Source organism: Methylophilus sp. DMC18 (assembly GCF_056314005.1).
This window is the reverse complement of record NZ_JBQUZE010000004.1, coordinates 89,725-114,233: the sequence shown is the minus strand read 5'-3', so window position 1 is coordinate 114,233 and position 24,509 is coordinate 89,725. Positions and strand designations below refer to the sequence as shown.

The following is a 24,509-nucleotide window of genomic DNA, read 5'->3' as shown; positions in this document are numbered from 1 at the left end:
AAATAGAGCCCGTTCATCTGCGGCTGTAGTTCAATGGTAGAACGCCAGCTTCCCAAGCTTGATACGCGGGTTCGATTCCCGTCAGCCGCTCCAAAGGATTTTTCATGGCAAATACCCCTCCCACCGTTTTAACGTTTGCGGCCACAGATCCCAGCAGTGGTGCAGGTGTGCAGGCCGATATTCTGGCGTTATCCAGCATCGGGTGCTACCCCTTGTCAGTGATTACTGGCATTACCGCGCAAGATACAGTGGGGGTAGAGAGCGTGATGCCACTGGATGCAGACCTGATCAATGATCAGGCACGCACCATTCTGGAAGATGTCTCCGTCAGCGCGTTTAAATTGGGTTTGCTGGGGAGCGTTGAAAATGTGGCAGTGATTGCCGAGATTGTGGCTGATTACCCGGATGTGCCGCTTATCATCGATCCGATTCTTGCATCCGGCCGCGGCGACGAGTTGTCGAATGAAGAAATGCAGGCCGCGATGTGCGAGCTCTTGTTCCCGCAAGCCACTCTGATTACGCCTAATAGCCTGGAGGCCCGTCGCCTGGCCTATTACGATGAAAGCGACGAGGTGAAGCATAGCTCGCTTGAAGAATGTGCGCTACGCCTGCTGGGCATGGGGGCTGAATATGTGATGATCACGGGCACGCACGAGCGTTCAAATGACGTCGTTAACAGTTTGTATGGTTTACAAAATGGGGCGCCTGGCCTGATCAAGGATTATCACTGGGAGCGTTTGCCTGGCAGTTATCATGGCTCTGGCTGCACGCTCACCAGTGCCATCACCGCATGTTTGGCACATGGCTTGAGTATGGAAGAAGCCGTGCACGAAGCACAGGAATTTACCTGGCAAACCCTGCGTCACGCTTTTAGGCCGGGCATGGGGCAATTTATTCCCGACCGTTTCTTCTGGGCACGTGAGTCCGAGGTACAGGAAAAAGCGAGTGAGCTTCAGCATTAAAGGTTTGTATCTGGTCACGCCAGATTGTGATGACACTGCACTGTTGTGCGAACAGGTGATGCAGGCCTTGCGTGGAGGCGTTGCCATTGTGCAATACCGTCATAAAACGGCCACCGAGGCCTTGCGTCTGGAGCAAGCGGCAGCCTTGTTGGCATTATGCCGTGGCGCGCAGATTCCCTTTTTGATTAATGACCATGTTGATCTGGCCGCTCATCTGGATGCAGATGGCGTGCATGTGGGTCAGCATGACCGTGCCATCACGCAGGCACGCGCCCTGCTCGGTAAACAAAAAATCATTGGCGCTTCTTGCTATAACCAGTTTTCGCTGGCGGAACACGCGCAAACTGCGGGGGCAGATTACGTGGCTTTTGGCGCCTGTTATCCTTCTTCTACCAAGCCGAATGCGCCGCGTGCCGAGACAGCGTTATTTGCGCAAGCCAGGCAACAGTTGTCTGTGCCGGTGGTTGGCATTGGGGGGATAACGTTGGAGAATGCCCGTCCATTGATCACGGCTGGCGCGGATGCACTGGCCGTGATTAGCGATATTTTCCAGGCAGACGATATCACTGCCCGTTGCCGGGCATATCAGTCTTTATTTGCGTCAAATTGAATCACATCACTACCGTTTTGCCAGACGTTGTTTGGTAAAATGCATGCGTTAATCTGTTCTGGTAAATTCTATGCATATTCACATCCTTGGCATTTGTGGCACGTTTATGGGCGGCATCGCCGTGCTGGCCAAGGCGGCCGGGCATCGGGTCACTGGCTGTGATGCCAATGTGTACCCGCCTATGAGCACCCAACTCGAGGCTCAGGGCATTGAGTTGATCCAAGGCTTTGATCCTTCGCAAACGGGCTTGGAGCCTGATATTTATGTGATTGGCAACGTGGTGACGCGCGGCAATCCTTTAATGGAGGAAATCCTCAATCAGGGATTGCCTTATATTTCTGGCCCACAGTGGCTGGCAGAGAATGTGCTGCAAGGTAAATGGGTACTGGCGGTGGCCGGGACACACGGCAAAACCACCACGTCTTCGATGCTGGCCTGGGTGCTGGAGTACGCCGGGTTGGCGCCGGGCTTTTTGATTGGCGGCGTGCCCGAAAACTTTGGTGTTTCTGCGCGGTTGCCACAAGCACCCAGGCAAGATCCGCAATCGGTCTCCCCTTTCTTTGTGATTGAGGCCGATGAATATGACACCGCTTTCTTCGACAAGCGCTCCAAGTTCGTGCATTACCGTCCGCGTACAGCCGTACTGAATAATCTGGAATTCGATCATGCGGATATCTTTGACGACCTTGCCGCCATTGAAAAGCAGTTCCATCACCTGGTGCGCACCGTGCCTCAGCAAGGTCTGGTGGTCGCGAACCAACAAGAAAGCCTGGACCGGGTACTTGCACGCGGGTGTTGGAGTGCCGTGGAGCGCATAGACAGCGCGAGTGGCTGGCAAGTGCAACATGTGGACGCCCAAGGTCGTTTTGATGTGTTTTTTAACGGTGAGCGCCAGGGTAATGTAAGCTGGGACTTGCTCGGCGAACATAACCGTAATAATGCGCTGGCTGTGATTGCCGCCGCCCGCCATGTCGGTGTTGCACCTTGCATAGCGATTGAGGCCTTGAGCGAATTCAAAAACGTCAAACGCCGCATGGAAGTCAAAGGCGTGGTTAACGAAATCACGGTGTATGACGATTTTGCCCACCATCCTACCGCGATTGCCACCACGGTTGCAGGCTTGCGCGCCAAAGTGGGCGCAGCTCGCATTCTGGCCGTCCTCGAGCCACGCTCTAACACCATGAAACTGGGTGTGATGAAAGAGGCCCTGCCCGACAGCCTGCGCGATGCCGATGCCGTATTTTGCTACGCCAGCAACCTGGGCTGGGATGCTGCAGCGGCGCTGGCGCCGATTCAGCACAAAGCCCAAACCTTTGATGACCTGACACAGTTAGTGGCCGCTGTAAGCGCCATGGCCAAACCTGGCGACCATGTGCTGGTGATGAGCAATGGCGGGTTCGGCGGCGTGCACCAGAAATTATTGCAGGCTTTGCAGGGATAAACAGGCAGACGCCGCATGGGCCTCGTGAAAGGTTTCAGCAAACAGTCACCACTGGTATGGGCCTTGTGGGCTTCTTTACTGGTGCACGCCGTATTGCTGACGCTCCATTTTCAGCCCGAACTCAAGGCGTTTAAAGACCAGATTCCCTCTTTGCAGGTGATGCTGGTCAACAGCAAAACCCGCAGTGCGCCAGAAAAAGCGGATGCGCTGGCACAAGCCAACCTCGATCGCGGCGGCAATACCGATGAAAAGCGGCAGATGAAAAGTCCGCTGCCCAGCGTGCAGCAATTACAAGCAGCCTTGCCCGCTACGCCACAGGCAAACACCGCCTCAGCAACGCCTGCCGCGGCCCCGCAAGAGTCTGAGCTGGTTCGAGAAAAACAGCGGGTGACCCAACTGGAGCAAGAAGCACTGGCACTACTGACGCAACTAAAAGCCAGTACATCGGTCACTAGTCTGCAGGCGCCGTCCACATTGCCGCATCCATCCAGCAAAGAGCAACCGCCGGCAAAATTGCTGCCAGAGCAATCACAGCCGCAATTGGCTGCCATGCAAGAAATGGCCAAGCTGGAAGCATTGATTGCCAAGCAGCAGGAGGCCTATGAAAATCGCCCCAAGCGACAATTTATCGGTGCCCGCACGCGTGAATATCGCTTTGCGAATTATGTGGAGCAATGGCGGCAAAAAATTGAGCGTGTGGGAAACCTGAATTATCCGCAGGCGGCCCGAACACAAAAGTTATATGGTCAATTGCAGATGACGGTGTCGATCAAGGCCGATGGGTCGATAGAAGATATTCGTATTCATCGCAGCTCCGGGCACAGGTTGCTCGATGAGTCCGCACGGCGCATTGTGCAATTGGCCGCGCCGTTTCCGGTATTCACCGAAGATATTCGTCAGGATACCGATGTGCTGAGTATTACCCGTACCTGGAACTTTACCAGGGATGACCAACTTTCGACTGAGTAATGTGCAGTCCCTATTTACTGAGGCAATTTAGATGACTCCAAGCCACTTTCAATACCATGTCTTTTTCTGCCTGAACCAGCGTGAAAACGGTGAAGACTGTTGTATGAACAAAGGTGCCGAAGCGGCTTTTGATTACATGAAAAAGCAGGTCAAACAGCAAGGCTTGGCTGGGGCTGGCAAAGTGCGGATTAACCGTGCCGGTTGCCTGGACCGTTGTGGCGTTGGCCCGGTCATGGTCGTCTATCCAGATGCGGTCTGGTATACCTTTGTCGATGAAAGCGATATTGACGACATCATCGAAAGTCATCTGCAGCAAGGCAAGGTTGTGGAGCGCCTGGTGGTCTAAGCATTGCTCAACATGGTCAGACTCTGGTGCAAACGCCTGTTACTCACGCTCTTGGCAGCTGTCCTGCTGACAACGTTCGCCGTTACCGCCTGGATTTGGCAGCCCTATGATAAAACTGCCTGGCGAATAAAGCTGCCGATAGGCAGTGGCGTTCAGGTCCGTGTGTTGCCTCTGTTCATGCTGGCGACCTCGCCGGTTGGCCGCTGGTGGCTGGACCACAAGGCATTTAGCCTGCACCATGGCCAGATCCGCTTGTATGATGCAGACGGCTTGCGTGTCCACTGCCAGCAATGCTGGTTAATCGCTAAATCAGTGAGTGATAAGCCCCTGATGCTGGAAAGTGTCGAGTTATGGCTCAAGCTGAATGGCCAGCAACTTCACGGACACCTGGTTGCGCAGTCCTCAGCGCTCCCCAATATCCCTTCCGCAATGCCCCCCCCGCCCGCCTTCAAAATCAACTTTGAAGGCAAAGTCACCATGCACGCCTTAAAGCTTAACTGGACGCTGCCTGCTACCCCCTTAGCGAGCTTGCTGGCGCCTTTGGCCAGTCATTCCTCCAGCATCGCGCAGGCGCATGTCTCAGGCATTCTTAGCGCCAGCGGCACCCTGCGCTGGCCCAAGCAGAGCTGGAGTGCACAACCTCAGCTTGAACAGCTGCAAGTGACAGGGCTTGATCTCAGCAAGGTCACAGCGTCGACGGTGCAGTATGATTGCCCCTTGCTTGATGAGCAAAAACATCCTGAAAAAGTCCACTGGCTCAGTTATGAAAACATGGGACATTGGCTGCCGATGGCGGTGATCATTGCCGAGGATGCCGAGTTCAGGCACCATCCCGGCTATGTGCTCACGCAAATGCGTCAGCTATTAGGTAAGGAAAGCACGGATAAAGCGGTAGGCGGCAGCACTATCACCCAGCAGGTCGTGAAATACATGTTCACCAATGGTGAACGGACCTGGAAGCGTAAAATCGAAGAATTGCTCTACGCGGTGCAGCTTGAACACGCTTTAAACAAAACACAGATTCTTAATTTGTATCTGAATACGGTGGATTGGGGCCCGGGGCTGTGTGGTGCACACGCAGCGGCCAACTATTATTTTGGCATGGAGCCTGCCAAGATGAATCCGATTCAGGCCGCCTGGCTGGCGGGCATCATCCGCAACCCGCACCGTGCCTGGAAACAACAGTTTATTGCCAGAAACCCCGTATTGTCGCGTGCTGAAAGTATTTTGCACTACATGCCAGAAAGTGCCCGCAAACAGCCTGGCACCCTGAATTTTCGTCCGCTGCCAGTCAAATAAATTACAATAGCGTCTTATTCATTTTCTATGGTGAGACGACTACTTTGTCTACGCTCAAACTCAATAAATCTCCCGCGGCCACAGAACAAAAACGAGAAAAGCCGGTGCGGCCACTTTCACCCGAGCTGCGTGACCGCAGCAAAGCGCCCCCTGTCAAAAAAGAACGTGCTGCAGCCGAGCCGCAAGCGCCCGACGCACAAGCGCTACCCGCACGCAAAGAAAAAGCCGTGCGTGATAAAAAGCCACGTGCATTTGATGGCAAACCCGAACAAAAAGAGAGACGCTCACCCACCGCCAACGATGGCCGTCGACAATACAACCGCGACCAGCAGCGTCCACGCATGGCAAAAACCGATGACCGTCCCCCTCGCCCGTCAGCCCCTGCGCCCGCTGCCATTGACCAGCAGCCTCGCTTGTCCAAAGTCATGGCCGACCGCGGCTTGTGCTCACGTCGCGAAGCCGACGACTGGATCGTGAACGGTTGGGTCAAGGTCAATGGTGAAATCATTGAAACCTTGGGCACCCGCATTGACCCAGCGGCCGAGATTATTATCAGTGCCTATGCCAAAGAGCATCAGGCCGAAACCGTCACCATTCTGCTACACAAACCCGTGGGTTACGTTAGCGGCCAGGCTGAGGATGGTTATGAACCAGCAGTGGTATTGGTCAATCCAGACAATCAATGGCCCGAAGATAGCAGCGGTATCGACTTCAAGCGAGGCCATTTGCGTGGCTTGGCCCCCGCCGGGCGGCTGGATATTGACTCCACCGGACTGCTCGTACTCACACAAGATGGCCGCGTTGCGCGCAAGCTGATCGGGGATGACTCCAGCGTTGAAAAAGAATACTTGGTGCGGGTTGAAGGTCAGCTCAGTGCCAATGGCCTGGCTTTGTTGAATCATGGCCTGAGTCTGGATGGGGTGCAGTTAAAACCTGCCAAAGTTTCCTGGCAAAATGAAGATCAACTGCGATTTGTGTTACGAGAGGGGCGTAAGCGCCAGATTCGACGCATGTGTGAACTGGTGGGATTGCACGTCGTCGGCTTAAAACGGATTCGCATAGGCAGTATCAACTTGGGTAAGTTACCGCCGGGACAATGGCGGTATTTGGGCGAGCATGAGCGTTTTTGATTGGTCTTTTCTGAATCGGTAAACAATCTACTTCTAAGATAGTTATTAAAGCAGATTGATTGGCTCTTGGGATCTGTCGTTCCGGCCTAGGGCGGATCCAGGCCGGGGTAATCGTTTCCGCGCAATAAAAGAAGAACTATTTGGACAACTAACTAGGAGCAGCCCAGAATGGGATTATTCGATAGCATGGCTGGGGCCATGATGAACAAGGTCATGGGTGATAAAGGTCCATTGGCAAAACTGGCGATGGAGCTATTTCAACAATACGGTGGCCTAGCAGGTATTTTGCAAACGCTGAAAAACGGCGGCTTGAGCGAGCAGGTCGATTCGTGGGTAGGCACAGGGGCGAATTTGAATGTGAGCGCTCAGCAAGTCGGCGCTGCCTTGGGGACTGCAGTATTGAGCGGGATCGCCGGTAAGTTGAATATGACGACCGATGAGCTGAGCAGCAAAATTGCCGAACATTTACCCGAGGTGGTGAATCAATTAACGCCGAATGGTGTGGTGGAGAATAATCCGGCACTTATCATGTCGCGCTTGATGGGCATGCTGAAATAAAAAAAGCGAGCCGATGCTCGCTTTTTAGTGGGATCCGCCGGCTTAGCGTACGCAATATTGTGCGCGGTACGCTTCAATGGCTGGAAAGTACTGCGCCAGTTTTTCGTTGCCTTGCAAATAGGCAAACAGGTCGGCCAATTTAGCAATACTGACCACCGGCATCTGGTTGGTCTGTTCCACTTCTTGCACTGCGGACAATTCCCCTAAGCCTTTTTCCTGGCGATCCAGGGCGATGCTGACCGCGCAAGGCGTGGCTCCTGCTTTGCGGATGAGTTCAACAGACTCCCGGATAGAAGTGCCCGCAGAAATCACGTCATCAATAATCAGCACACGGCCTTTCAATGCAGCCCCGACCAACGTCCCGCCTTCGCCATGGTCCTTGGCTTCTTTGCGGTTATACGCATACGGATAATTATGGCCCAGACGTGCAAATGCAATGCTGATCGCCGTCACCAGCGGAATGCCTTTATAAGCTGGCCCAAACAGCATGTCGAATTGCAAGCCAGACTGTAGAATGCTGTTTGCATAAAACTCACCCAGTTTGAGCATGCTCTCGCCGTCATCAAACAGGCCAGCATTAAAAAAATATGGGCTCAAGCGGCCGGCTTTGGTTTTAAATTCACCAAAGCGCAATACCTGTTTGTGGATGGAAAAAGCAATAAAATCGGCACTGAGTGTGTTGGCAGTCATTTTAAAAAAGCAGAAAGTATTTAAACAATGCGTATTATAACCTTGAACCTCAATGGCATACGGTCAGCCTGCAACAAAGGCTTTTTGCCCTGGCTGGCGAATAGTGGCGGCGAGATTGTGTGTTTGCAGGAACTCAAAGCCCAGGCAGGTGACATGCAGCCTGACATGCTGCAGCCGCCTGGTTACCACGGCTATTTTCACTATGCTGAGAAAAAGGGCTATAGCGGTGTGGGGATTTACAGCAAGCAGCCTGCAGACAAGGTGATTATTGGCTTGGGCCATGCCGAAATAGACGCTGAAGGGCGCTATCTGGAATGTCAGTACGGCAATCTAAGCGTGGTGTCTTTATACCTGCCGAGTGGCTCGAGCGGCGAAGAGCGCCAGCAGTTCAAGTTTGCGGTTATGGCGAAGTTTCTGCCGCATCTGGAGCACCTGATTGCTGGGGGGCGTGAAGTGGTAATTTGCGGCGACTGGAATATCGCGCATCAGGAAATCGACCTCAAAAACTGGAAAGGTAATAAAAAGAATTCCGGCTTTTTGCCAGAAGAGCGCGCCTGGATGGGGGATGTGTTGCAACGTGTCGGCTGGGTCGACACTTATCGGACGCTGTATCCGGACACCACCGATGCGTGCTACACCTGGTGGAGTAACCGTGGGCAGGCTTGGGCCAAGAATGTGGGTTGGCGCATTGATTATCAGCTAGCAACGCCTGCGTTAGGTGCGAAGGTGATGGCGGCGAGCGTGTATAAGGCGGAACGGTTTAGTGACCATGCGCCGTTGATTGTGGATTATGCGGATTGAGTAAGCAAGGTTGTTCTTTTTAGCTTGCTTGGATAGTGCGTTCTGTCATTCTGACGTAGGTCGGAATCCAAGTGCTCTAGTGAGTACTTTGTTAATATGATGCCGAATGCATGAAGAGTTTGTTTCGCCTCTAGGCGAGTTACTTTCTGTTGCTTGCCCCACAGAAAGTAACCACAACTAACGCAGTGTTGCGGCGAAGGCTAACCTTTAGGTTAAGCCACGCAGTGGCGGCCGAAGCCAAAGAAGAGGGCACCCAGCCATCACGGCCTTTGGCTTCCTTGCGTTGTTGGCTACGGCCGCTACGCTTAACATTGCTGCGCAAGTTAGCCTACGCCGTAACAGACTGCGCTGCAGTCTTAGTTATCAACAAAGTGGGCGTCCATCGAAACTCGCTCTGACAAGCCACACACTTCGTGGCTTTTTGCGGAACTCAAACAGCCGATGGCCGACATCCCCCACTTCGTCTCCGCTACTCAGCGTGATGGAATGGGATTCATCTTGCCAAACTCACACTATTGAAATTTGGACCGTTCAAAAACTCAAATTCTTTCTTTAATTCACCACGGGTAGCGCTAATGGGTTTTCGGGCCCCTATCTGACGCGCCGAGTAGCGCAGCCAAAACAAGGAAGAAGGGAGCGACTGTTCGAGTCCCGCAGCAGCTCACGTATTTTGTGAGCTGCCAGGTCGAGTTGCGTGACCGCTTGTTTTGGCGAGCAACGCAGGAATGAAACGGAAGCTAGGGTGTCTTGTTCTTTGCCTTCTTTTTTATGGACAAGCATAAGAAAGAATGGTCGCCTAAAGGCGAAATAGACCCTTCCAAAATCCCAAAGCGCACTCAAAAGTAAATCACAGCCTGTGCAAGCAAAGAAAAGTAACTCGTCAAGAGTCGAAAAGAAACATATTTGTCTGCGAGAAAACTATTTTTCCCGCCAAGGCGCTACCTTAAACAACAGCAACATCCCCGGAATCGCCAGCAAAGTGCACACATAAAAAAACTGCTGCCATCCTAGTGCCTCCACCATGCCACCAGTCAGAGCATTAAAAACGGAGCGCGGTACGGCGGAGAGACTGGTAAACAAGGCGAGCTGGGTTGCGGTATAGGCGGGGTTGGTTTCGCGTGCCATGTAGGCCACATAAGCCGCTGTGCCCAAGCCAACGCCAAAGGCTTCAAAGCCGATCACAATCGCAAGCATGCTGCGTTCTGGGGCACCGATCTCGGTAAAGGGGCCGCTGCCCGCGAGCCAGGCGAACCCCAGGATGGAGAGTGCCTGCACGACTCCAAAGGTCCATAAACCGCGGTTAATACCCAATTTCAGCATCCATATGCCGCCAACGAAGGCACCGGCGATTTGCATGACCAGGCCGCTGCCTTTGGCAATGGCGCCGATATCGGTTTTGCTGAAGCCCATGTCAAGATAAAACGGCGTCGCGAGTGCGGTGGCCATGCTGTCGCCCAGCTTATAAAGCAAGATAAATAGCAACACCCATAGGGCATGCTGCCAGCCGCTACGGTGGATAAACTCCTTGAAAGGTTCAATCACGGAGGCGAGCAAGGTTTTGGGCGCGCTGGCCATCACGGGTTCTTGTGCCCACAGTGTAAATCCGATACCGGGCAGCATAAACAGGCCAACGACCAAGAATACCTGCGACCAGGCCAGATGGTCTGCCAGAATCAGGGCCAGCGAGCCAGGGACCAAGCCAGCAATCCGATAGGCGTTGACATACAGGCTGTTGCCCAACCCGAGCTCTTCATCGCTCAGTGTTTCGCGGCGGTAGGCATCAATGACGATATCCTGACTGGCCGAAAATAGCGCTACCAGTGTGGCAAGCAGGGCGACCATGCTGATTTCTTGCTGCGGCTGGAACATGCCCAAGCCCACAATACTGGCCAGCAGCGCGAATTGAGTGCCCAGTATCCAGCTGCGGCGGCGGCCCAGTGCTTGTAATAAGCTGTAGCGGTCCATCAAGGGCGACCACAAAAACTTCCAGGTATAGGGCAGTTGCATAAAGGCAAAGGCGGCGATGGTTTTGAGATTGAGGCCTTCGCTACGTAACCAGGCAGGCAACAGTTGCAGCAAAAGATACAGGGGGAGGCCAGAACTGAAGCCTAGGGCGACACACATCAGCATGCGGCGTGTAAACAGGGTTTGCGAGATCGTCATGCCCGCATTGTAAACGCTTTTAAGGCTTGGCTAATTTTGGGGCAAAAAAAAGCCAACCCTTGCGGGTTGGCACACTCGGAGATCAATGGTAAAACGGTTGGAAACAGGACGTCAGTGGGCAAGTGAATCATCCATATTGCACAGGCCACCGACGCCTTATTTCGCAGGGGAACTACAAACTCAACACCCACTGGACGATGGTCTTGATATCTTCGTCCTTCACTTGTGGGCTGTTCGGTGGCATAGGCATTTCACCCCATACCCCGCTGCCACCGGCTTTCACCTTCTGGATCAGCTTGGCTTCAGCGGTTTTATCACCTTTGTATTTGGCGGCGACTTCTTTGTAAGCAGGGCCAACGACTTTTTTGTCGATGCCATGGCAAAGCAAGCAGCCGCTTTTTTGAGCCAAGGCCTCGGCGCCACTCCCTGCAATGGCAGAGGCTGTGGCAGCCAGCAAGGCCGTGGCGAGCAAGGTTTGGTTAAACAATTGCATGCGACTTCCTCTCTTATAAGCTGAATACATTCATGGCGCCACCACCAGGTGCGGCGTTGTATTTAGTCAGTTCCTTGTAACCACCGGCAGCACCCAAGCCATCGGTATCATTGGTCAAGCCCAGGTTCATCGCCACGGCCGCCCAACCACCAATGCCAGACAGTACGCCGACGTATTGTTTGCCTTTGTGACCGTAGGTGATCATGTTGCCGACCACGCCGGAACCTACTTGGAATTTCCACAGTTCTTTACCGGTTTTGGCATCCAGTGCTTTCACCCAACGGTCCAGCGTACCGTAGAAGACCAGATCAGACGCGGTGACCAGTGCGCCACCCCAAGCAGAGAATTTCTCCTTGTTGTACCACTGAGCTTTGCCTTTGAGGCCATCCCAAGCCATAAAGCCACCCATCACGCCGTCTGGACCGGCAAACATGGTCAATGTCGCCCCTACCCAAGGTTGACCGGCCACATATTTCGATTCAACTGGCTCATAGGTCATGCACACGTGGTTAAGCGGGACATAGAACGTTTTGGTTTTCGGTGAAAACGCGGACGGTTGTTCGTCTTTAACACCCAGTGCAGAAGGGCAAACGCCTTTTGCGTTGTAATCCTGGTGCGTAGAGTATTTTGGATCCTTGACCGGAATACCGGTTTTCAGATCAATCTTGGTTGCCCAGTTGACGAACGGGTGCATTTTTTCAGCGACCAGCAGCGTGCCGTTGGTGCGGTCAAAGGTATAGCCAAAACCGTTACGGTCAAAGTGGGTGGCCAATTGCTTGCCGTTTGCTTCCCACAACACGATTTCGTTCATGCCGTCATAATCCCACTCGTCGTGTGGCGTCATCTGGTAGCCCCAGCGTGCCAAGCCGGTATCGAGGTCACGGGCAAAAATCGTCATCGACCATTTGTTGTCGCCTGGACGTACGTCTGGGTTCCAGGTACCTGGGTTACCGCTGCCGTAGTACATCAGGTTCAATTTTGGATCGTAAGAATACCAACCCCATGTTGGGCCGCCGCCATTTTGCCAGCCATCTTTCTGCTGTTGTGGTTTGAGCCAGGTGCGTACACCCAGGTTGGCTTCTGGAAATTTCAGTTGTGCTTTGTCCAGATTCTTGAAGGAACCACCCATTTTGTTACCGCCATTCACGTCTTCGTAGAGAGACAGTGCGCTGTAGTGTGGGTTTTCCTTGTTGAAGTCTGGTCCAATCATCACTTCGCTGTCTGGACCGGTGCTGTAGGCTTTCCAGATCAGGCTGCCATCTTTGATGTTGTAAGCACTGATATGGCAACGTACACCGAATTCACCGCCTGAACAGCCAGTGATTACTTTATCTTTAAACACGTGTGGAGCGTTGGTGTTGGCCGCGCCTGTTCTTGGGTCGTTGACAGTTACTTCCCAAACCTTGGCCCCTGTTTTTGCATCCAGAGCGACCAGTACGCCATTATTCTGTTGCAGCAGAATCTTGCCGTCACCGTAGCCCAAGCCTTTGTTCACGTTGTCGCAACACATGACGGATTGCACATCCGGGCTTTGTTTAGGGAAATAAGACCACAGAATTTTCTGGTCATCGTTCAAGTCCAGCGCATACACGTTGTTAGGGAATGCGGTGTGGATAAACATGGTATTGCCGATCACCAGTGGTGCACCTTCGTGACCGCGGTTCACACCAGTGGCAAACGACCAGGCCATTTTCAATTGTTTGACATTACCTTTGTTGATTTGTGACAACCGGCTATAGCCCTGATTCGCGTAGTCTTTACGCTGCATGGCCCACTGGTTGTCATCTTTCATTAAAGTGTCCAGTTCAGCATCTGCCCATACGCTGGTGCTGATGCTGCCTAACAGTAATGCGCTGATGGCAAGCTTGATACGTTGTTGCATAAATAACCTCCAAAATGGTTGCTTTGAAGCTGGATGAGTTGTGTTGACACGCCGTTAACAAATGCTTCTTTTGTGACGGCTTGATCACTCATTGCAATGCGTGTGCCAACCGCAATCATGTTTTGAAAATTTTTAAAAAATATATTAAAATCAGTAGGTTATAAAAGTATGATCAATGCTCGAGATTCTGTGCAAGATAGCCTGTACTGTTCACGACTGTGTCATACTGGTACAGTTGTTCAATCCGATGTGACAGGTGTTCAGTTTTCCATGCCCAACAAGTATTCCCCCTCCTCCACTCCCCTGCCGCAAGTTGGCTTGCGTGATGATCAGCGCGCGATTGCCGAAGCGATTGCCCGCTCCTGGCGACGTTGCATGGTCAAGGGCGTGGATGAGCAAGCCCCGGCAGAAGACCAGATTATTACTGCCCAGGAATTGGCGCAGCGGCTGGAGAAAAACCGCCTGTTATTGGCGCAAGCTGAGCCGGAAATGATCACCTTGAGTGAGCAAATCGCCCATACGCGTAGCCTGGTGATTTTGACCGATCACGAAGGGGTGATTTTGCGCACCATGGGTGAAGGCGTGGATGAAAACCAGATCCGCGCTTCGTTATTGCCTGGTGCGTCGTGGAGCGAAGAGCACCGGGGCACCAACGCCATTGGCACCGCGCTGGTAGAGCGCCTGGCCATCAGTGTGCAGGGGGCTGAGCACTTCATGGCCTATCATCATTCACTCAGTTGTTCCGCCGTGCCTATCTTTGCTGCCAATAACCATTTGGTTGCGACGCTGGACGTATCCAACGACCTTAATGCGCCACAGCAGCACACGCTGGCCCTGGTCAAAATGGCGGCGCAAATGGTCGAAAACCGGCTGTTTCATGCCACTGCAGAGGGTGAAATCGCCGTGCATTTTCATGTGCGGCCAGAATTTATTGGTACCTTGTGGGAAGGGGTGGCTTTGTTTGATGCGGCTGGCCAGCTACAGACGATCAACCGTAGTGGTCAGTTCCAGTTTGGTTTGCCGCTGGACCAGGATAGCCTGTCTGCGCGGCGTATTGCATTTGAAGATATTTTTGACGAGTCGTGGATCGCGTTCAAGCAACGCGGTTTAAATACCGATGTCCTATTTCCACTGCATCTGCGTAATGGCGCGCGGTTATATGCCCGCGCCTCGGCGAGCCAGGCGCCTTCCGCTCCGAAAAAAATGCCGCCGTTGGCGCCGCGAGAGTCTGCCGCCAGTCTGGAGTTGCTGGACAGTGGCGACCCGCAATTCAAGCTGGCCATCACTCAGGTCAAGCAGGTGCTGGATAAGGACATCCCGGTGCTGATCCTCGGCGAGACCGGGGCCGGTAAAGAATTATTTTCACGCGCGATTCACGATGCCAGTGCGCGCCGCCACAAGCCGTTTATTGCCGTCAACTGTGCGGCCTTGCCAGAAGGGCTGATTGAAGCCGAACTGTTTGGCTACGAAGAAGGCGCTTATACAGGGGCCAAGCGTAAAGGCAATCTTGGCAAAATCCAGCAAGCGGATGGCGGCACCTTGTTTCTGGATGAGATTGGCGATATGCCATTGTCACTGCAAGCGCGCTTGTTGCGCGTCTTGCAAGAGCGCAGTGTGACGCCGTTGGGCGGCAGCAAGTCTATCCCGGTCAACTTTATGCTGCTCAGCGCGACGAATCAGAAGTTAAAAGACAAAGTGGCAGCGGGTGAGTTTCGCAGTGATTTGTATTACCGTATCAATGGTTTGAGTGTGCAATTACCCGCATTGCGTGAGCGGCTGGATATGGCAAGGCTGATTCAAGTGATTTTGCAAATTGAACAGGCGCCGCAAGCCAGCTTGAGTGAAGAAGTCATGGCATTGTTTAATGCGCATCCTTGGCCAGGGAATGTACGCCAGTTACATAATGTTTTGCGCACGGCGGTGGCATTGGCAGATGGCGGCGTCATTGGCCGCCAGCATTTGATGCAGGACTTTCTGGATGAAATGCTGGCGAAAAAAGCAGATGCTGAGCCGTCTGCGGTCGGCATGGCCGCGTTGCCAGCAGCCAGCCTGAAAGTGCAAAATGATGAAGCGATCCGGCAAGCCATGTTGCAACATGGCGGCAATATTTCAGCGGTGTCCCGTCAGCTGGGGTTGAGCAGAAATACGCTTTACCGGCGCTTAAAAGCGCTCAATCTTTCTTGAAATGGCTGGTTTGGTGTTATCAGGCAGCGCGTTTTAAGCGGTACATGGCCAGGTTGCCCAGCAGATTGGGCAAGACGTGGATATCCTGGCCGTCGGTAATTACCTTGCGCTCAATCACTTGAATGTCGTGCTGGCGGCAAAAATGGTCAAAATCGTGGATGGTGCATAGGTGCACGTTTGGCGTGTCGTACCATTGATAGGGCAGGCTTTTGGAGACCGGCATGTTGCCCAGCGTGATTTGCAGGCGGTTGCGCCAATAGCCAAAATTGGGGAAGGTGACGATGATTTCGCGCCCTACTCGCAGCATTTCATGCACGATGCTTTCAGTATTGTGCATGGCCTGCAAGGTTTGCGACAAAATGACTGTATCAAACGACTGGTCTTCAAAGCCGGACAGGCCTTCTTCGAGGTTCATTTGAATCACATCCACCCCATTTTTTAATGCCGCCAACCAATTGGCATCGTCTTTTTCAATGCCGTAGCCTGTAATGCCTAGTGTTTGATGCAAGTGCGTGAGCAGCGTGCCATCTGCGCAACCTAAATCCAGCACTTTGGCTTTCATTTGCACCCATTTTGTAATTAATGCAAAGTCTGGGCGAACATTGGTAATATTTACATTCTTCATACTTTGATTTGCTCCAGATAGGCGCGCATGATGGCATGGTAATGCGGATCAGGCATCAAGAAGGCATCATGCCCATGGGCCGAGGTGACCTCGGCATACTTCACGGGCAAGGCGTTATCCAGCAAGGCCTGGACGATCTCGCGCGAACGTGCAGGCGAAAAACGCCAGTCGGTGGTAAACGAGATGACGACAAACTTGGCTTTGGCGCGGCTGAGCGCCTTGCTCAAATTGCCTTCAAAATCCAGCGCCGGATCAAAATAATCCAGCGCGCGTGTCATGCGTAAATAGGTGTTGGCATCAAATTCGCCGGCAAACTTGTCGCCTTGATAGCGCAAGTAAGACTCCATTTCAAACTCGACATCAAAGCTGTACTTCACATCGCCATGACGCAGTTTGCGGCCAAATTTTTCACCCATGGCATCGTCTGACAGATAGGTGATATGACCCAGCATGCGGGCAATGCGCAAGCCACGGCGCGGCACGGTGCCATGGTTGTAATAATCGCCGTCAAAAAACTCGGGGTCAGTGATAATCGCCTGGCGTGCCACTTCGTTAAACGCCATGTTCTGTGCGGTCAGGTTGGGTGCAGAGGCGATCACAAAGGCATGCCGCACACGCTCGGGATACACAATGTTCCAGTGCAGCGCTTGCATGCCCCCTAGACTGCCGCCAATCACCGCCGCCAGTTGGTCAATACCCAGGTAATCTAGCAGTCGCGCTTGTGACTCTACCCAGTCTTCTACGGTCACGACCGGAAAAGTAGCGCTATAAGGCTTGTCTGTCAGCGGATCCACGCTGGATGGGCCGCTACTGCCATGACAGCCGCCCAGGTTATTCAACCCGATCACAAAAAACTTGTTGGTATCCAGCGGTTTGCCCGGACCCACCAGGTTATCCCACCAGCCAGGATATTTATCTTCTGGCGTATAACGGCCAGCCACATGATGGTTGCCAGACAGGGCGTGGCAAATCAACACGGCATTGCTTTTGGCCGCGTTAAGTTCACCATAGGTTTCATAAGCAAGATGGTATTGTGGCAACACGGCGCCGCTTTTAAGCGTGAGCGGCCGGGTGAAATGCGCAACTTGCGCTTTAACGATACCAACAGAATTCGATTCAAACATGCCGCAATTATACTATGCGGCATGCCGAAACGGCGAGACCGGGCTGACCCGGTCAGGAGGAATGGGCGGAGGCAGAAAAGCAGCCTAGCAATGCCGGTAAATCTGCCACTGAAGCAATCATCGCATCCGGCTCCACGGCGGATAAGCGCGTATAGGTTTCGCGATATTTTCCAGTTTTGACCAGAATGCCATGCAAGCCCGCATCTTGTGCACCGCCAATATCCGCATCAATATCATCGCCTATCATTAGCACTTCCGAAGGTTTCAGCCGTAAGGCATCGATGGCCATATGAAAGAAATGCTGCGAAGGCTTGCCCATTAGCATGGCTTTGGTATTGCTGGCGTACTCCAGCCCGGTGACAAACGCGCCAATATCCATTTGCAAGCCAGTCTCGGTTTGCCAGAAGCGGTTTTTATGGATGGCAATTAACTGCGCGCCATTCACCAGGCAGGTAAACACTTCATTGAGTAGTTGGTAAGACCAGCGGTCGCCTATATCGCCGATCACCACATAATTGGCCGCGGTTTCCGATTGATCAAAACAGGCAAAATCTTTTTTCACATCGTCTGCCAGCAATAATTTACAGACCGGATTGGGCTGCTTTTTGAGGTACTGGATGGTCGCTTGTGGTGCACTCATGATTTCTTCGGGCACTACATTGAAGCCTAACGCATTCAGCTTGGATTGCAAGGACGCTAAGGATAGCGTGCTAGTGTTGGTAACAAAGCGGACTGCAATGCCCGCTTCGCGCAGTTGTTTCACGGCCGCGATCGCGCCATTGATGACTTGATTGCCGATATACAACACGCCATCCAGGTCAAATAGCACGGCTTTAATATTAGGGATAGGCTGCATCACAACTCCTTAGATAAAGGTTTGTTTTCAATCTAGCAAAAATCATACTGGTTTTGCTAGTGGCCATTTTCCTGACGTGACTCGGGGCTGATTACCTAGATCACGCACTGTTACGATCTCGGTAAAACGGTATGCTTTTAAGAGTGATTGCACGGCGTCCGCCTGGTTGTAACCGTGCTCCAGCATGAGCCATCCATTTTCAGTCAAATAGCCAGGCGCCTGGGCAATAATCTGCCGGATCGCTTGCAAACCGTCTGCCCCTGAAGCCAGCGCCGATAAGGGTTCAAAACGCAAATCGCCTTGTTGCAGATGCGGGTCGTCCGCTTCGATATAGGGCGGATTACTCACAATCACATGGTAAGGTTTGGGAGCCAGTGCTGAAAACCAGTCGCTTAACACAAACTGCGTATTCTCAATGCCCAGCGCATAAGCGTTGTCTTTCGCGACGGCCAAGGCCGCTTCAGAGGCATCCACCGCAGTCACCTGGCAGTCTGGTCCATGTTTGGCCAGCGCGAGTGCGATAGCCCCGGTTCCTGTGCCCAGGTCCAACACTTCAAGCGGCTTGCCGCGCGCATGCTGGTTGATTTTTTCCAAGGCAGCCTCTACCAGTGTTTCAGTATCTGGTCGCGGGATCAAGGTGTCAGGCGTCACTCTGAGCGCGAGTCCGAAAAATTCCCGATAGCCCAAAATATGCGCGATGGGCTCCCCTTTTAGGCGGCGGTCAATTAAGACCTTAAAGTCCGCTTGTTTTTGCGTATCCAGCAAATCCAGTGCATGACCGAGTAGCCAGGCATGGTTCACCTTGAGCACCTCCATTAATAACATGCGGGCTTCTATGCTGGCTTCGTCAGCCGGGATGGTTTGCATCAATTGGATTTTTGCAGCATCCAGGCAGGCGCGGATGGTGGGCAGCATTTATTTTCCTCCCGCAGCCAGCCGGATAGCACGCGCATGCGCGTTGCCTTGCTTGGCAGGATGGCGCACCGCATGGCGGATCACCCATTTCAAGTCTTTATCCGCATTAGTCAGCCAGCGCTCACACACCTCAAATGCCAATGCTGGATGGTCTTTGGCGATATCGCCCAGATGATTGGCAACACTGCGGCGTACATACAGGCTGGGGTCATTTTTCAGGGCTTCCAGAATAGGCAGTGTTGGCCTGGGGTCTTTAATCAACTGGTGAATACGCGCGCCCCAAGGCAAGCGGGGACGACAGCCTTCAGAGCATAAGCGGCGCACATGCGGATCTGCGTCGTTTAGCCACAAGGTCAGTTGATTCAAGGTGCGCTCAAAATCATGCATCAGGAACGGACGGATCGAAAATTCGGCGGTAAAGCGGCGCGTCAATTCATATTGGGCACGCATGGCCGTGTCAAAAGGATCTTCACCACCATTGTGTTGGGGGTCACGCCCATAGTCCGAGACAAAGCGGGTATGGGGTAAATAAAAAAACACACTCAGCCCGAGGCGTTCGGTTAATACATTGGGCGGTGTGAGTGTGCTGAGCAGAATGTCGGTGGCTTCAGAAAACTTTGCGGGTAAGGTCGCTTTTAATGCCGCAGCAATATGAGCTGAGCGGTCCATAATCCCCAGTGCTGCAATGTTGGTGAGCGCCAAGCTTTTGAATGCGTGTCCATCAAAAGCCGAATGCACTAATCCGATATTATGTGCCAAGCAGTCGACGGCTTCAGTATCCAGCAAGAACTTGATTGGGTTGTCTTTCTGGATACTGCGCGGTGCAACAGGGATGCGAAATGGGGTCATGTGCGGGGACGATTCAGTCACGGGCGCTCGACATATTGGGGCGCATCATCGTGAATCTCATGCCAGTCTGCTTTTGAGCCAACAAAGATATGGGCTGATACCTGAGTGGGGAGCGGCGTATCTAGGGTCCCGATTCGAAGTCGCAAGATATCGGGTGCACTCTCGCGGTAAGCCATGATGGGCGAGCCACAATGACTGCAAAATACACGACAAACCCCTGCTTCACTGCGGTAAGTTTTAAGTGCCGTCTCGCCCTGCGTTATTGTGAAGTTGGCCTTGGGCACAGGGGCAACTGCAATAAAGGCTGAGCCGGTCGCTTTGCGGCAACGCTGGCAGTGGCAATATACCAGTTCTCCCAGTGCGCCTCTGACTTCATAGTGCACCGTTTCACATAGGCAACTGCCTCGATGGTGGAGATGAGTTTCTGTCACCATATTTTTCGATTAGGCGTCTTCGCCCAAACTCGCCAACAAATCCGCCTGATATTCAGTCGCCAGCGCATTAATCAACTCATCCATATCGCCCTCGGTAATCGCATCAATTTTATACAGTGTCAGGTTGATGCGGTGGTCGGTAATGCGGCCTTGCGGGTAATTGTAAGTGCGAATACGTTCTGAGCGGTCACCCGAACCGATCAGGTTGCGCCGCTCAGAGGCGATTTTGCTTTGTTGCTCATCGACTTGTTTGGCTTTAATGCGCGCGGCCAGCACTTGCATGGCTTGCGCCTTGTTGGCGTGCTGGCTGCGGCCGTCTTGGCATTCGACCACAATGCCGGTAGGCGCATGCGTAATACGCACGGCGGAGTCGGTTTTGTTAATGTGCTGACCACCTGCACCACTGGCGCGGAAGGTGTCGATACGAATGTCCGCCGGGTTGATTTCTACATCGCCCACCTCTTCCACTTCGGGCAAAATCGCGACGGTACAGGCTGAAGTGTGAATCCGGCCTTGTGTTTCGGTATCGGGTACGCGCTGTACGCGGTGGCCACCGGACTCAAATTTGAGTTTTGAATATGCCCCGTAGCCGATAATTTTGGCAATAATTTCTTTGTAGCCGCCGACCTCGCCTTCGTTGGCAGAGACCACTTCTACCTTCCAGCCCTGCCGGTCGGCATAGCGCGAATACATACGGAACAGGTCACCGGCAAACAGGCCAGACTCATCGCCGCCGGTGCCGGCACGGATTTCGAGGAAAATATTCTTGTCATCGTTGGGGTCTTTGGGCAGCAGTAACTTTTGAAGGGTGAGCGCCACTTCTTCCAGACGTTTTTTGCCAGTCTCGATTTCTTCCTGGGCAAACTCTTTCATCTCAGGGTCAGACAGCATGGCATGTGCCTCTTTGATGTCGGACTCGGTTTGCGCGTAGACGTGATACTGCTCGACAATCGGGGTGATTTCCGTATGTTCCTGCATGATTTTACGGTAGTTATCCATATTGTCAGTCACGCCCTCGCTGCTGAGTAGGCGGTTGAGTTCTTCGAGACGCTCGCTTAGGTTGGCGAGCTTTTGCAACATGCTTGGTTTCATTGTGGGACCCTAAAATTCAAAGCGTCAGCGGAGGCCGATATCTTGAAAAAGTTATTCTTTTAACTGAAAAAGTTGTTTGACCAGATGCTCCATGTGCGCATGGGCATCGCCTTCGGTGTTGTTGAGTGCGTGGCTGGGGCCATGCAAAAACTTGTTGGTCAGTGCATTGCTGAGATGTTCGACTACTTTTTCGGGCGGCTCGCCTTTTTGCAGCAATTTGAGCGATTTTTCCACCTCAGCCTTGCGTAGGCTGTCTACTTGATCACGCAGGGCTTTGATGGTGGGCACCGCTTCGCGCTGCTTGAGCCATTGCATAAAATGTTCAACACGCGCGTTGACGATCATTTCTGCATCTATCGCGGCTTCTTTGCGATTGCCCAGGCCTTCGGAGACCACTTGCGCCAAATCATCTACCGTGTACAAAAATACGTCATCGAGCGCGGAAACTTCGGGCTCGATATCCCGCGGCACGGCCAGGTCTACCATAAACATCGGTCTGTGTTTACGCGCTTTAATAGCGCGCTCGACCATGCCCAGGCCAACAATGGGCAGCTGGCTGGCGGTGCTGGTGATGACGATGTCGAATTCCTGAAAACGCTCTGGCAGGTCGTTGAGCAAAATGGCCTGCACATTGAGGCCCTGGCCGCGAATCTTGTCTGCCAGTTGTTCGCCGCGCTCCAGTGTACGGTTTGCCACAGTGATTTTTTTCGGTTTTTGCGCAGCAAAATGGTCGGCACAGAGCTCTATCATTTCACCGGCGCCAATAAACAGCACCCGTTGCGCACTCAAATCACCAAAAATACGTTGTGCCAGTTTTACCGCCGCAGCAGCCATCGAAATCGAGCTGCCACCGATATCGGTATTGGTGCGCACTTCTTTGGCCACTTCAAACGTGCGTTGAAACAGTTTGTGCAGCAGGGTGCCCAGCGTACCTGCATCCTGCGCAATTTTGACTGACTGCTTGAATTGCCCCAGTATTTGCGCCTCGCCCAGCACCATACTATCTAGACCGCTGGCCACGCGGAACGCGTGTTTGACGGCCTCGTGGCTGCTCAAGGTGTAGGTGTAGGGCAGCAACTTGTCTGCCTCCAGGCGGTGATACGCTGCCAGCCAATCAATCACCACTTCTGGCCGGATGGATTGCACATAGATTTCGGTGCGGTTGCAGGTGGACAGGATCGCCACCTCTGCCACATTGTGTCGTGCCAGATCAGCCAGTGCTTGCGGCAAGGTTTCGTTGTTAAACGCAACGTTCTCGCGGATGGCAATGGGGGCGGTGGTGTGGTTGACACCAATGGTATACAGTTGCATGGCGCTATTTTACCTGCGGGACAGGGTCAAAAGTGAAACACGTGGGCGCTTGCAGGTGGTTCATGGCGAATTGGAGAGGCATCCATGTCAAAAGTGCCGACATTTTCTTATATTCGGCGGCGGCAAGCAAGAATCCTGTCAATTTGTCACAAAATGGCGTTAAAATATTGGTTTTGCTAACTTTTTATTAGATTCATTTACGGAACATCAAGCGCATGGACAAAACTTTCCGCATTGCCCCCAGTATTCTGTCTGCCAACTTTGCCAAGTTGGGCCAGGAAATCGAAAACGTGATCAAATCCGGCACCGATATCGTGCACTTTGACGTGATGGACAACCATTACGTGCCTAACCTGACCATTGGTCCATTGGTATGTGACGCGATTCGTGACCTGTCACACAATGTTGGCGCGCTCATCGACGTGCACCTGATGGTGAAACCTGTTGACCGTATCATCCCAGACTTTGCCAAAGCGGGTGCGGACATCATCACTTTCCACCCTGAAGCGTCTGACCATATTGACCGTAGCCTGGCCTTGATCCGTGATAGCGGCTGTAAGTCTGGCTTGGTATTTAACCCAGCGACACCATTGCACTATCTGGATTACGTGATGGATAAAGTGGACATGATTTTGCTGATGTCGGTGAACCCAGGCTTTGGTGGCCAAAAATTCATTCCTGCCACGCTGGACAAACTGAAACAAGCGCGAGCACGCATTGATGCTTATTACGAAAAAACTGGCCGTCAAATCTGGCTGGAAGTGGACGGTGGTGTGAACGCCAATAACATCGCAGAGATCGCCAAAGCCGGTGCTGATACTTTCGTTGCAGGCAGCGCAATTTTCGGCTCACCTAAAGACACCGACCCTAACCGTTACGACACGGTTGTTGCGGCGATGCGTGCTTCTTTAGCCACTGTTTAATTTAAAAAGCCTGTTGTGATGCGGTTTCAAGTCAAGTTGGTGATGTTCGATCTGGACGGCACCTTGCTGGATACCGCGCCGCAAATTGCCGAAGCTGCCAACCGTATGTTGGTGGCTTTGGGCAAACCCATGTTGCCGCAAGCACAAATCGCCACTTATATTGGCGAAGGCGTGCAAAACCTGATCAAGCGCTGCCTCACCGGAAGCGTGCAGGTGGAGCCGGAGGCCGATTTGTTTGCGCAGGCGCAGCCGCTGTATCATGATTTTTATACCGCCAACGCCACGCAAAGCCAGCCATTCGCAGGGGTTGTCCCTGCTTTGCAGCAGCTGAAGAAACAAGGCTACCGCCTGGCTTGTGTGACCAATAAACCCGAAAAATTCACCTTACCTTTGCTGCAACAAGCAGGGTTGGCTGATTTTTTTGAGGTCATTATTTCTGGCGACAGCTTGCCGAAAAAGAAGCCTGACCCCTTGCCTTTGTTGCATATTTGCCAAAAGCTAGGTGTGCTGCCTGCTGAAGCGGTACTGGTGGGGGATTCGGAGACGGATATTCAGGCCGCGCATGCTGCCGGATGCTTTGTCGTCACCGTGCCTTATGGGTATAATCAAGGCCGCGAAATTGATGTCGCGACGGTGGATGCCACCGTACAGCAACTTACCGAGGTGGTGAACTTGCTGGAGTTACCTGCTCTCTTAAAGCAGGGATCATAAAAAAACAGACCTTAATTACCATGATGTTTTGTGCTCATCATTCTTCCAGTTGGCCAGTATTAAGCTGGCGTCGTTCGTGGCGGGGCTAGTCCTGCCCCACGCGCAGGTGCGCGCCATTTGCACCGACCTGCTGTGATTGTT

24 protein-coding genes and 1 tRNA gene are annotated in these 24,509 nt (G+C 52.9%); 13 read left to right on the top strand and 12 right to left on the bottom strand.

What is annotated here, in order from left to right:
* The first annotated feature begins 19 nt into the window (after positions 1–19).
* The 9 genes from ACT53G_RS10505 (at position 20) to ACT53G_RS10465 (ending at position 7,315) form a co-directional block, all read left to right on the top strand.
* Positions 20–93: transfer RNA gene (locus ACT53G_RS10505), tRNA-Gly, on the top strand.
* 11 nt (positions 94–104) lie between these two features.
* A complete protein-coding gene (gene thiD / locus ACT53G_RS10500) occupies positions 105–962 on the top strand; it encodes a bifunctional hydroxymethylpyrimidine kinase/phosphomethylpyrimidine kinase (protein ID WP_194749687.1) in 858 nt (285 codons plus the stop codon).
* Positions 946–1,572, top strand: coding sequence for a thiamine phosphate synthase (thiE, locus tag ACT53G_RS10495; RefSeq protein WP_476169378.1), 627 nt, complete (start codon positions 946–948; stop codon positions 1,570–1,572). The genes thiD and thiE overlap by 17 nt, the downstream gene beginning before the upstream one ends.
* Before the next feature lie 70 nt (positions 1,573–1,642).
* Complete coding sequence (gene mpl / locus ACT53G_RS10490; RefSeq protein WP_476169377.1) at positions 1,643–3,013, top strand: UDP-N-acetylmuramate:L-alanyl-gamma-D-glutamyl-meso-diaminopimelate ligase; 1,371 nt, start codon at positions 1,643–1,645, stop codon at positions 3,011–3,013.
* 15 nt (positions 3,014–3,028) lie between these two features.
* Complete coding sequence (locus tag ACT53G_RS10485; RefSeq protein ID WP_476169376.1) at positions 3,029–3,982, top strand: energy transducer TonB; 954 nt, start codon at positions 3,029–3,031, stop codon at positions 3,980–3,982.
* A 31-nt stretch (positions 3,983–4,013) separates the two neighbouring features.
* Positions 4,014–4,328: a (2Fe-2S) ferredoxin domain-containing protein gene (locus ACT53G_RS10480; RefSeq protein ID WP_194749691.1), complete on the top strand. Its 315-nt coding sequence runs from the start codon at positions 4,014–4,016 to the stop codon at positions 4,326–4,328.
* A gap of 12 nt (positions 4,329–4,340) precedes the next feature.
* On the top strand, positions 4,341–5,627 hold the full coding sequence (locus ACT53G_RS10475) for a biosynthetic peptidoglycan transglycosylase (protein WP_476169375.1): 1,287 nt from the start codon (positions 4,341–4,343) through the stop codon (positions 5,625–5,627).
* 44 nt (positions 5,628–5,671) lie between these two features.
* Positions 5,672–6,757, top strand: coding sequence for a pseudouridine synthase (locus tag ACT53G_RS10470; RefSeq protein ID WP_476169374.1), 1,086 nt, complete (start codon positions 5,672–5,674; stop codon positions 6,755–6,757).
* 168 nt (positions 6,758–6,925) lie between these two features.
* The gene (locus ACT53G_RS10465) at positions 6,926–7,315 is read left to right on the top strand and encodes a YidB family protein (protein WP_476169373.1); all 390 of its coding nucleotides are present in this window, start codon (positions 6,926–6,928) and stop codon (positions 7,313–7,315) included.
* 42 nt (positions 7,316–7,357) lie between these two features.
* On the opposite strand, the gene pyrE is transcribed toward ACT53G_RS10465, so the two are convergent.
* A complete protein-coding gene (gene pyrE / locus ACT53G_RS10460) occupies positions 7,358–8,005 on the bottom strand; it encodes an orotate phosphoribosyltransferase (protein ID WP_476144761.1) in 648 nt (215 codons plus the stop codon).
* Positions 8,006–8,032: 27 nt separating this feature from the next.
* Here pyrE and ACT53G_RS10455 point away from each other — a divergent pair, with 27 nt between their 5' ends.
* Positions 8,033–8,806: an exodeoxyribonuclease III gene (locus ACT53G_RS10455; protein ID WP_476169372.1), complete on the top strand. Its 774-nt coding sequence runs from the start codon at positions 8,033–8,035 to the stop codon at positions 8,804–8,806.
* A gap of 918 nt (positions 8,807–9,724) precedes the next feature.
* On the opposite strand, the gene ACT53G_RS10450 is transcribed toward ACT53G_RS10455, so the two are convergent.
* From ACT53G_RS10450 to ACT53G_RS10440, 3 genes are all read right to left on the bottom strand, one after another.
* Positions 9,725–10,969: an AmpG family muropeptide MFS transporter gene (locus ACT53G_RS10450; protein WP_476169371.1), complete on the bottom strand. Its 1,245-nt coding sequence runs from the start codon at positions 10,967–10,969 to the stop codon at positions 9,725–9,727.
* 172 nt (positions 10,970–11,141) lie between these two features.
* The gene (locus ACT53G_RS10445; protein ID WP_194749612.1) at positions 11,142–11,462 is read right to left on the bottom strand and encodes a c-type cytochrome; all 321 of its coding nucleotides are present in this window, start codon (positions 11,460–11,462) and stop codon (positions 11,142–11,144) included.
* Between the two features lie 13 nt (positions 11,463–11,475).
* Complete coding sequence (locus ACT53G_RS10440) at positions 11,476–13,344, bottom strand: methanol/ethanol family PQQ-dependent dehydrogenase (RefSeq protein ID WP_194749611.1); 1,869 nt, start codon at positions 13,342–13,344, stop codon at positions 11,476–11,478.
* A 168-nt stretch (positions 13,345–13,512) separates the two neighbouring features.
* Between ACT53G_RS10440 and ACT53G_RS10435 the strand changes: the two genes are divergently transcribed.
* Entirely contained in the window at positions 13,513–15,528 is a 2,016-nt protein-coding gene (locus tag ACT53G_RS10435; RefSeq protein WP_476169370.1) for a sigma-54-dependent Fis family transcriptional regulator, read from the top strand.
* 19 nt (positions 15,529–15,547) lie between these two features.
* Here ACT53G_RS10435 and metW read toward each other — a convergent pair whose 3' ends face one another.
* From metW to hemA, 8 genes are read right to left on the bottom strand one after another with little or no spacing between them, the layout of a single operon-like run.
* Positions 15,548–16,153: a methionine biosynthesis protein MetW gene (metW, locus tag ACT53G_RS10430; protein ID WP_476144755.1), complete on the bottom strand. Its 606-nt coding sequence runs from the start codon at positions 16,151–16,153 to the stop codon at positions 15,548–15,550.
* A complete protein-coding gene (metX, locus tag ACT53G_RS10425; protein ID WP_313984758.1) occupies positions 16,150–17,277 on the bottom strand; it encodes a homoserine O-succinyltransferase MetX in 1,128 nt (375 codons plus the stop codon). The genes metW and metX overlap by 4 nt, the downstream gene beginning before the upstream one ends.
* Before the next feature lie 52 nt (positions 17,278–17,329).
* Positions 17,330–18,133: a TIGR01458 family HAD-type hydrolase gene (locus tag ACT53G_RS10420; RefSeq protein ID WP_194749608.1), complete on the bottom strand. Its 804-nt coding sequence runs from the start codon at positions 18,131–18,133 to the stop codon at positions 17,330–17,332.
* A 42-nt stretch (positions 18,134–18,175) separates the two neighbouring features.
* Positions 18,176–19,048, bottom strand: coding sequence for a peptide chain release factor N(5)-glutamine methyltransferase (prmC, locus tag ACT53G_RS10415; RefSeq protein WP_476169369.1), 873 nt, complete (start codon positions 19,046–19,048; stop codon positions 18,176–18,178).
* Complete coding sequence (locus ACT53G_RS10410) at positions 19,049–19,897, bottom strand: DNA alkylation repair protein (protein ID WP_476169368.1); 849 nt, start codon at positions 19,895–19,897, stop codon at positions 19,049–19,051.
* Between the two features lie 17 nt (positions 19,898–19,914).
* Entirely contained in the window at positions 19,915–20,331 is a 417-nt protein-coding gene (locus tag ACT53G_RS10405) for a GFA family protein (RefSeq protein ID WP_194749605.1), read from the bottom strand.
* Between the two features lie 9 nt (positions 20,332–20,340).
* Complete coding sequence (gene prfA, locus ACT53G_RS10400) at positions 20,341–21,423, bottom strand: peptide chain release factor 1 (RefSeq protein WP_194749604.1); 1,083 nt, start codon at positions 21,421–21,423, stop codon at positions 20,341–20,343.
* Positions 21,424–21,474: 51 nt separating this feature from the next.
* Positions 21,475–22,734: a glutamyl-tRNA reductase gene (gene hemA, locus ACT53G_RS10395; protein ID WP_476169367.1), complete on the bottom strand. Its 1,260-nt coding sequence runs from the start codon at positions 22,732–22,734 to the stop codon at positions 21,475–21,477.
* A 215-nt stretch (positions 22,735–22,949) separates the two neighbouring features.
* Between hemA and rpe the strand changes: the two genes are divergently transcribed.
* Both rpe and ACT53G_RS10385 read left to right on the top strand, forming a co-directional pair.
* Complete coding sequence (gene rpe / locus ACT53G_RS10390; RefSeq protein WP_049639627.1) at positions 22,950–23,657, top strand: ribulose-phosphate 3-epimerase; 708 nt, start codon at positions 22,950–22,952, stop codon at positions 23,655–23,657.
* 18 nt (positions 23,658–23,675) lie between these two features.
* Positions 23,676–24,368 carry a phosphoglycolate phosphatase gene (locus ACT53G_RS10385; RefSeq protein ID WP_338655848.1) on the top strand — a complete coding sequence of 231 codons (693 nt, stop codon included), beginning with the start codon at positions 23,676–23,678 and terminating at the stop codon, positions 24,366–24,368.
* The last annotated feature ends 141 nt before the right edge of the window (positions 24,369–24,509 follow it).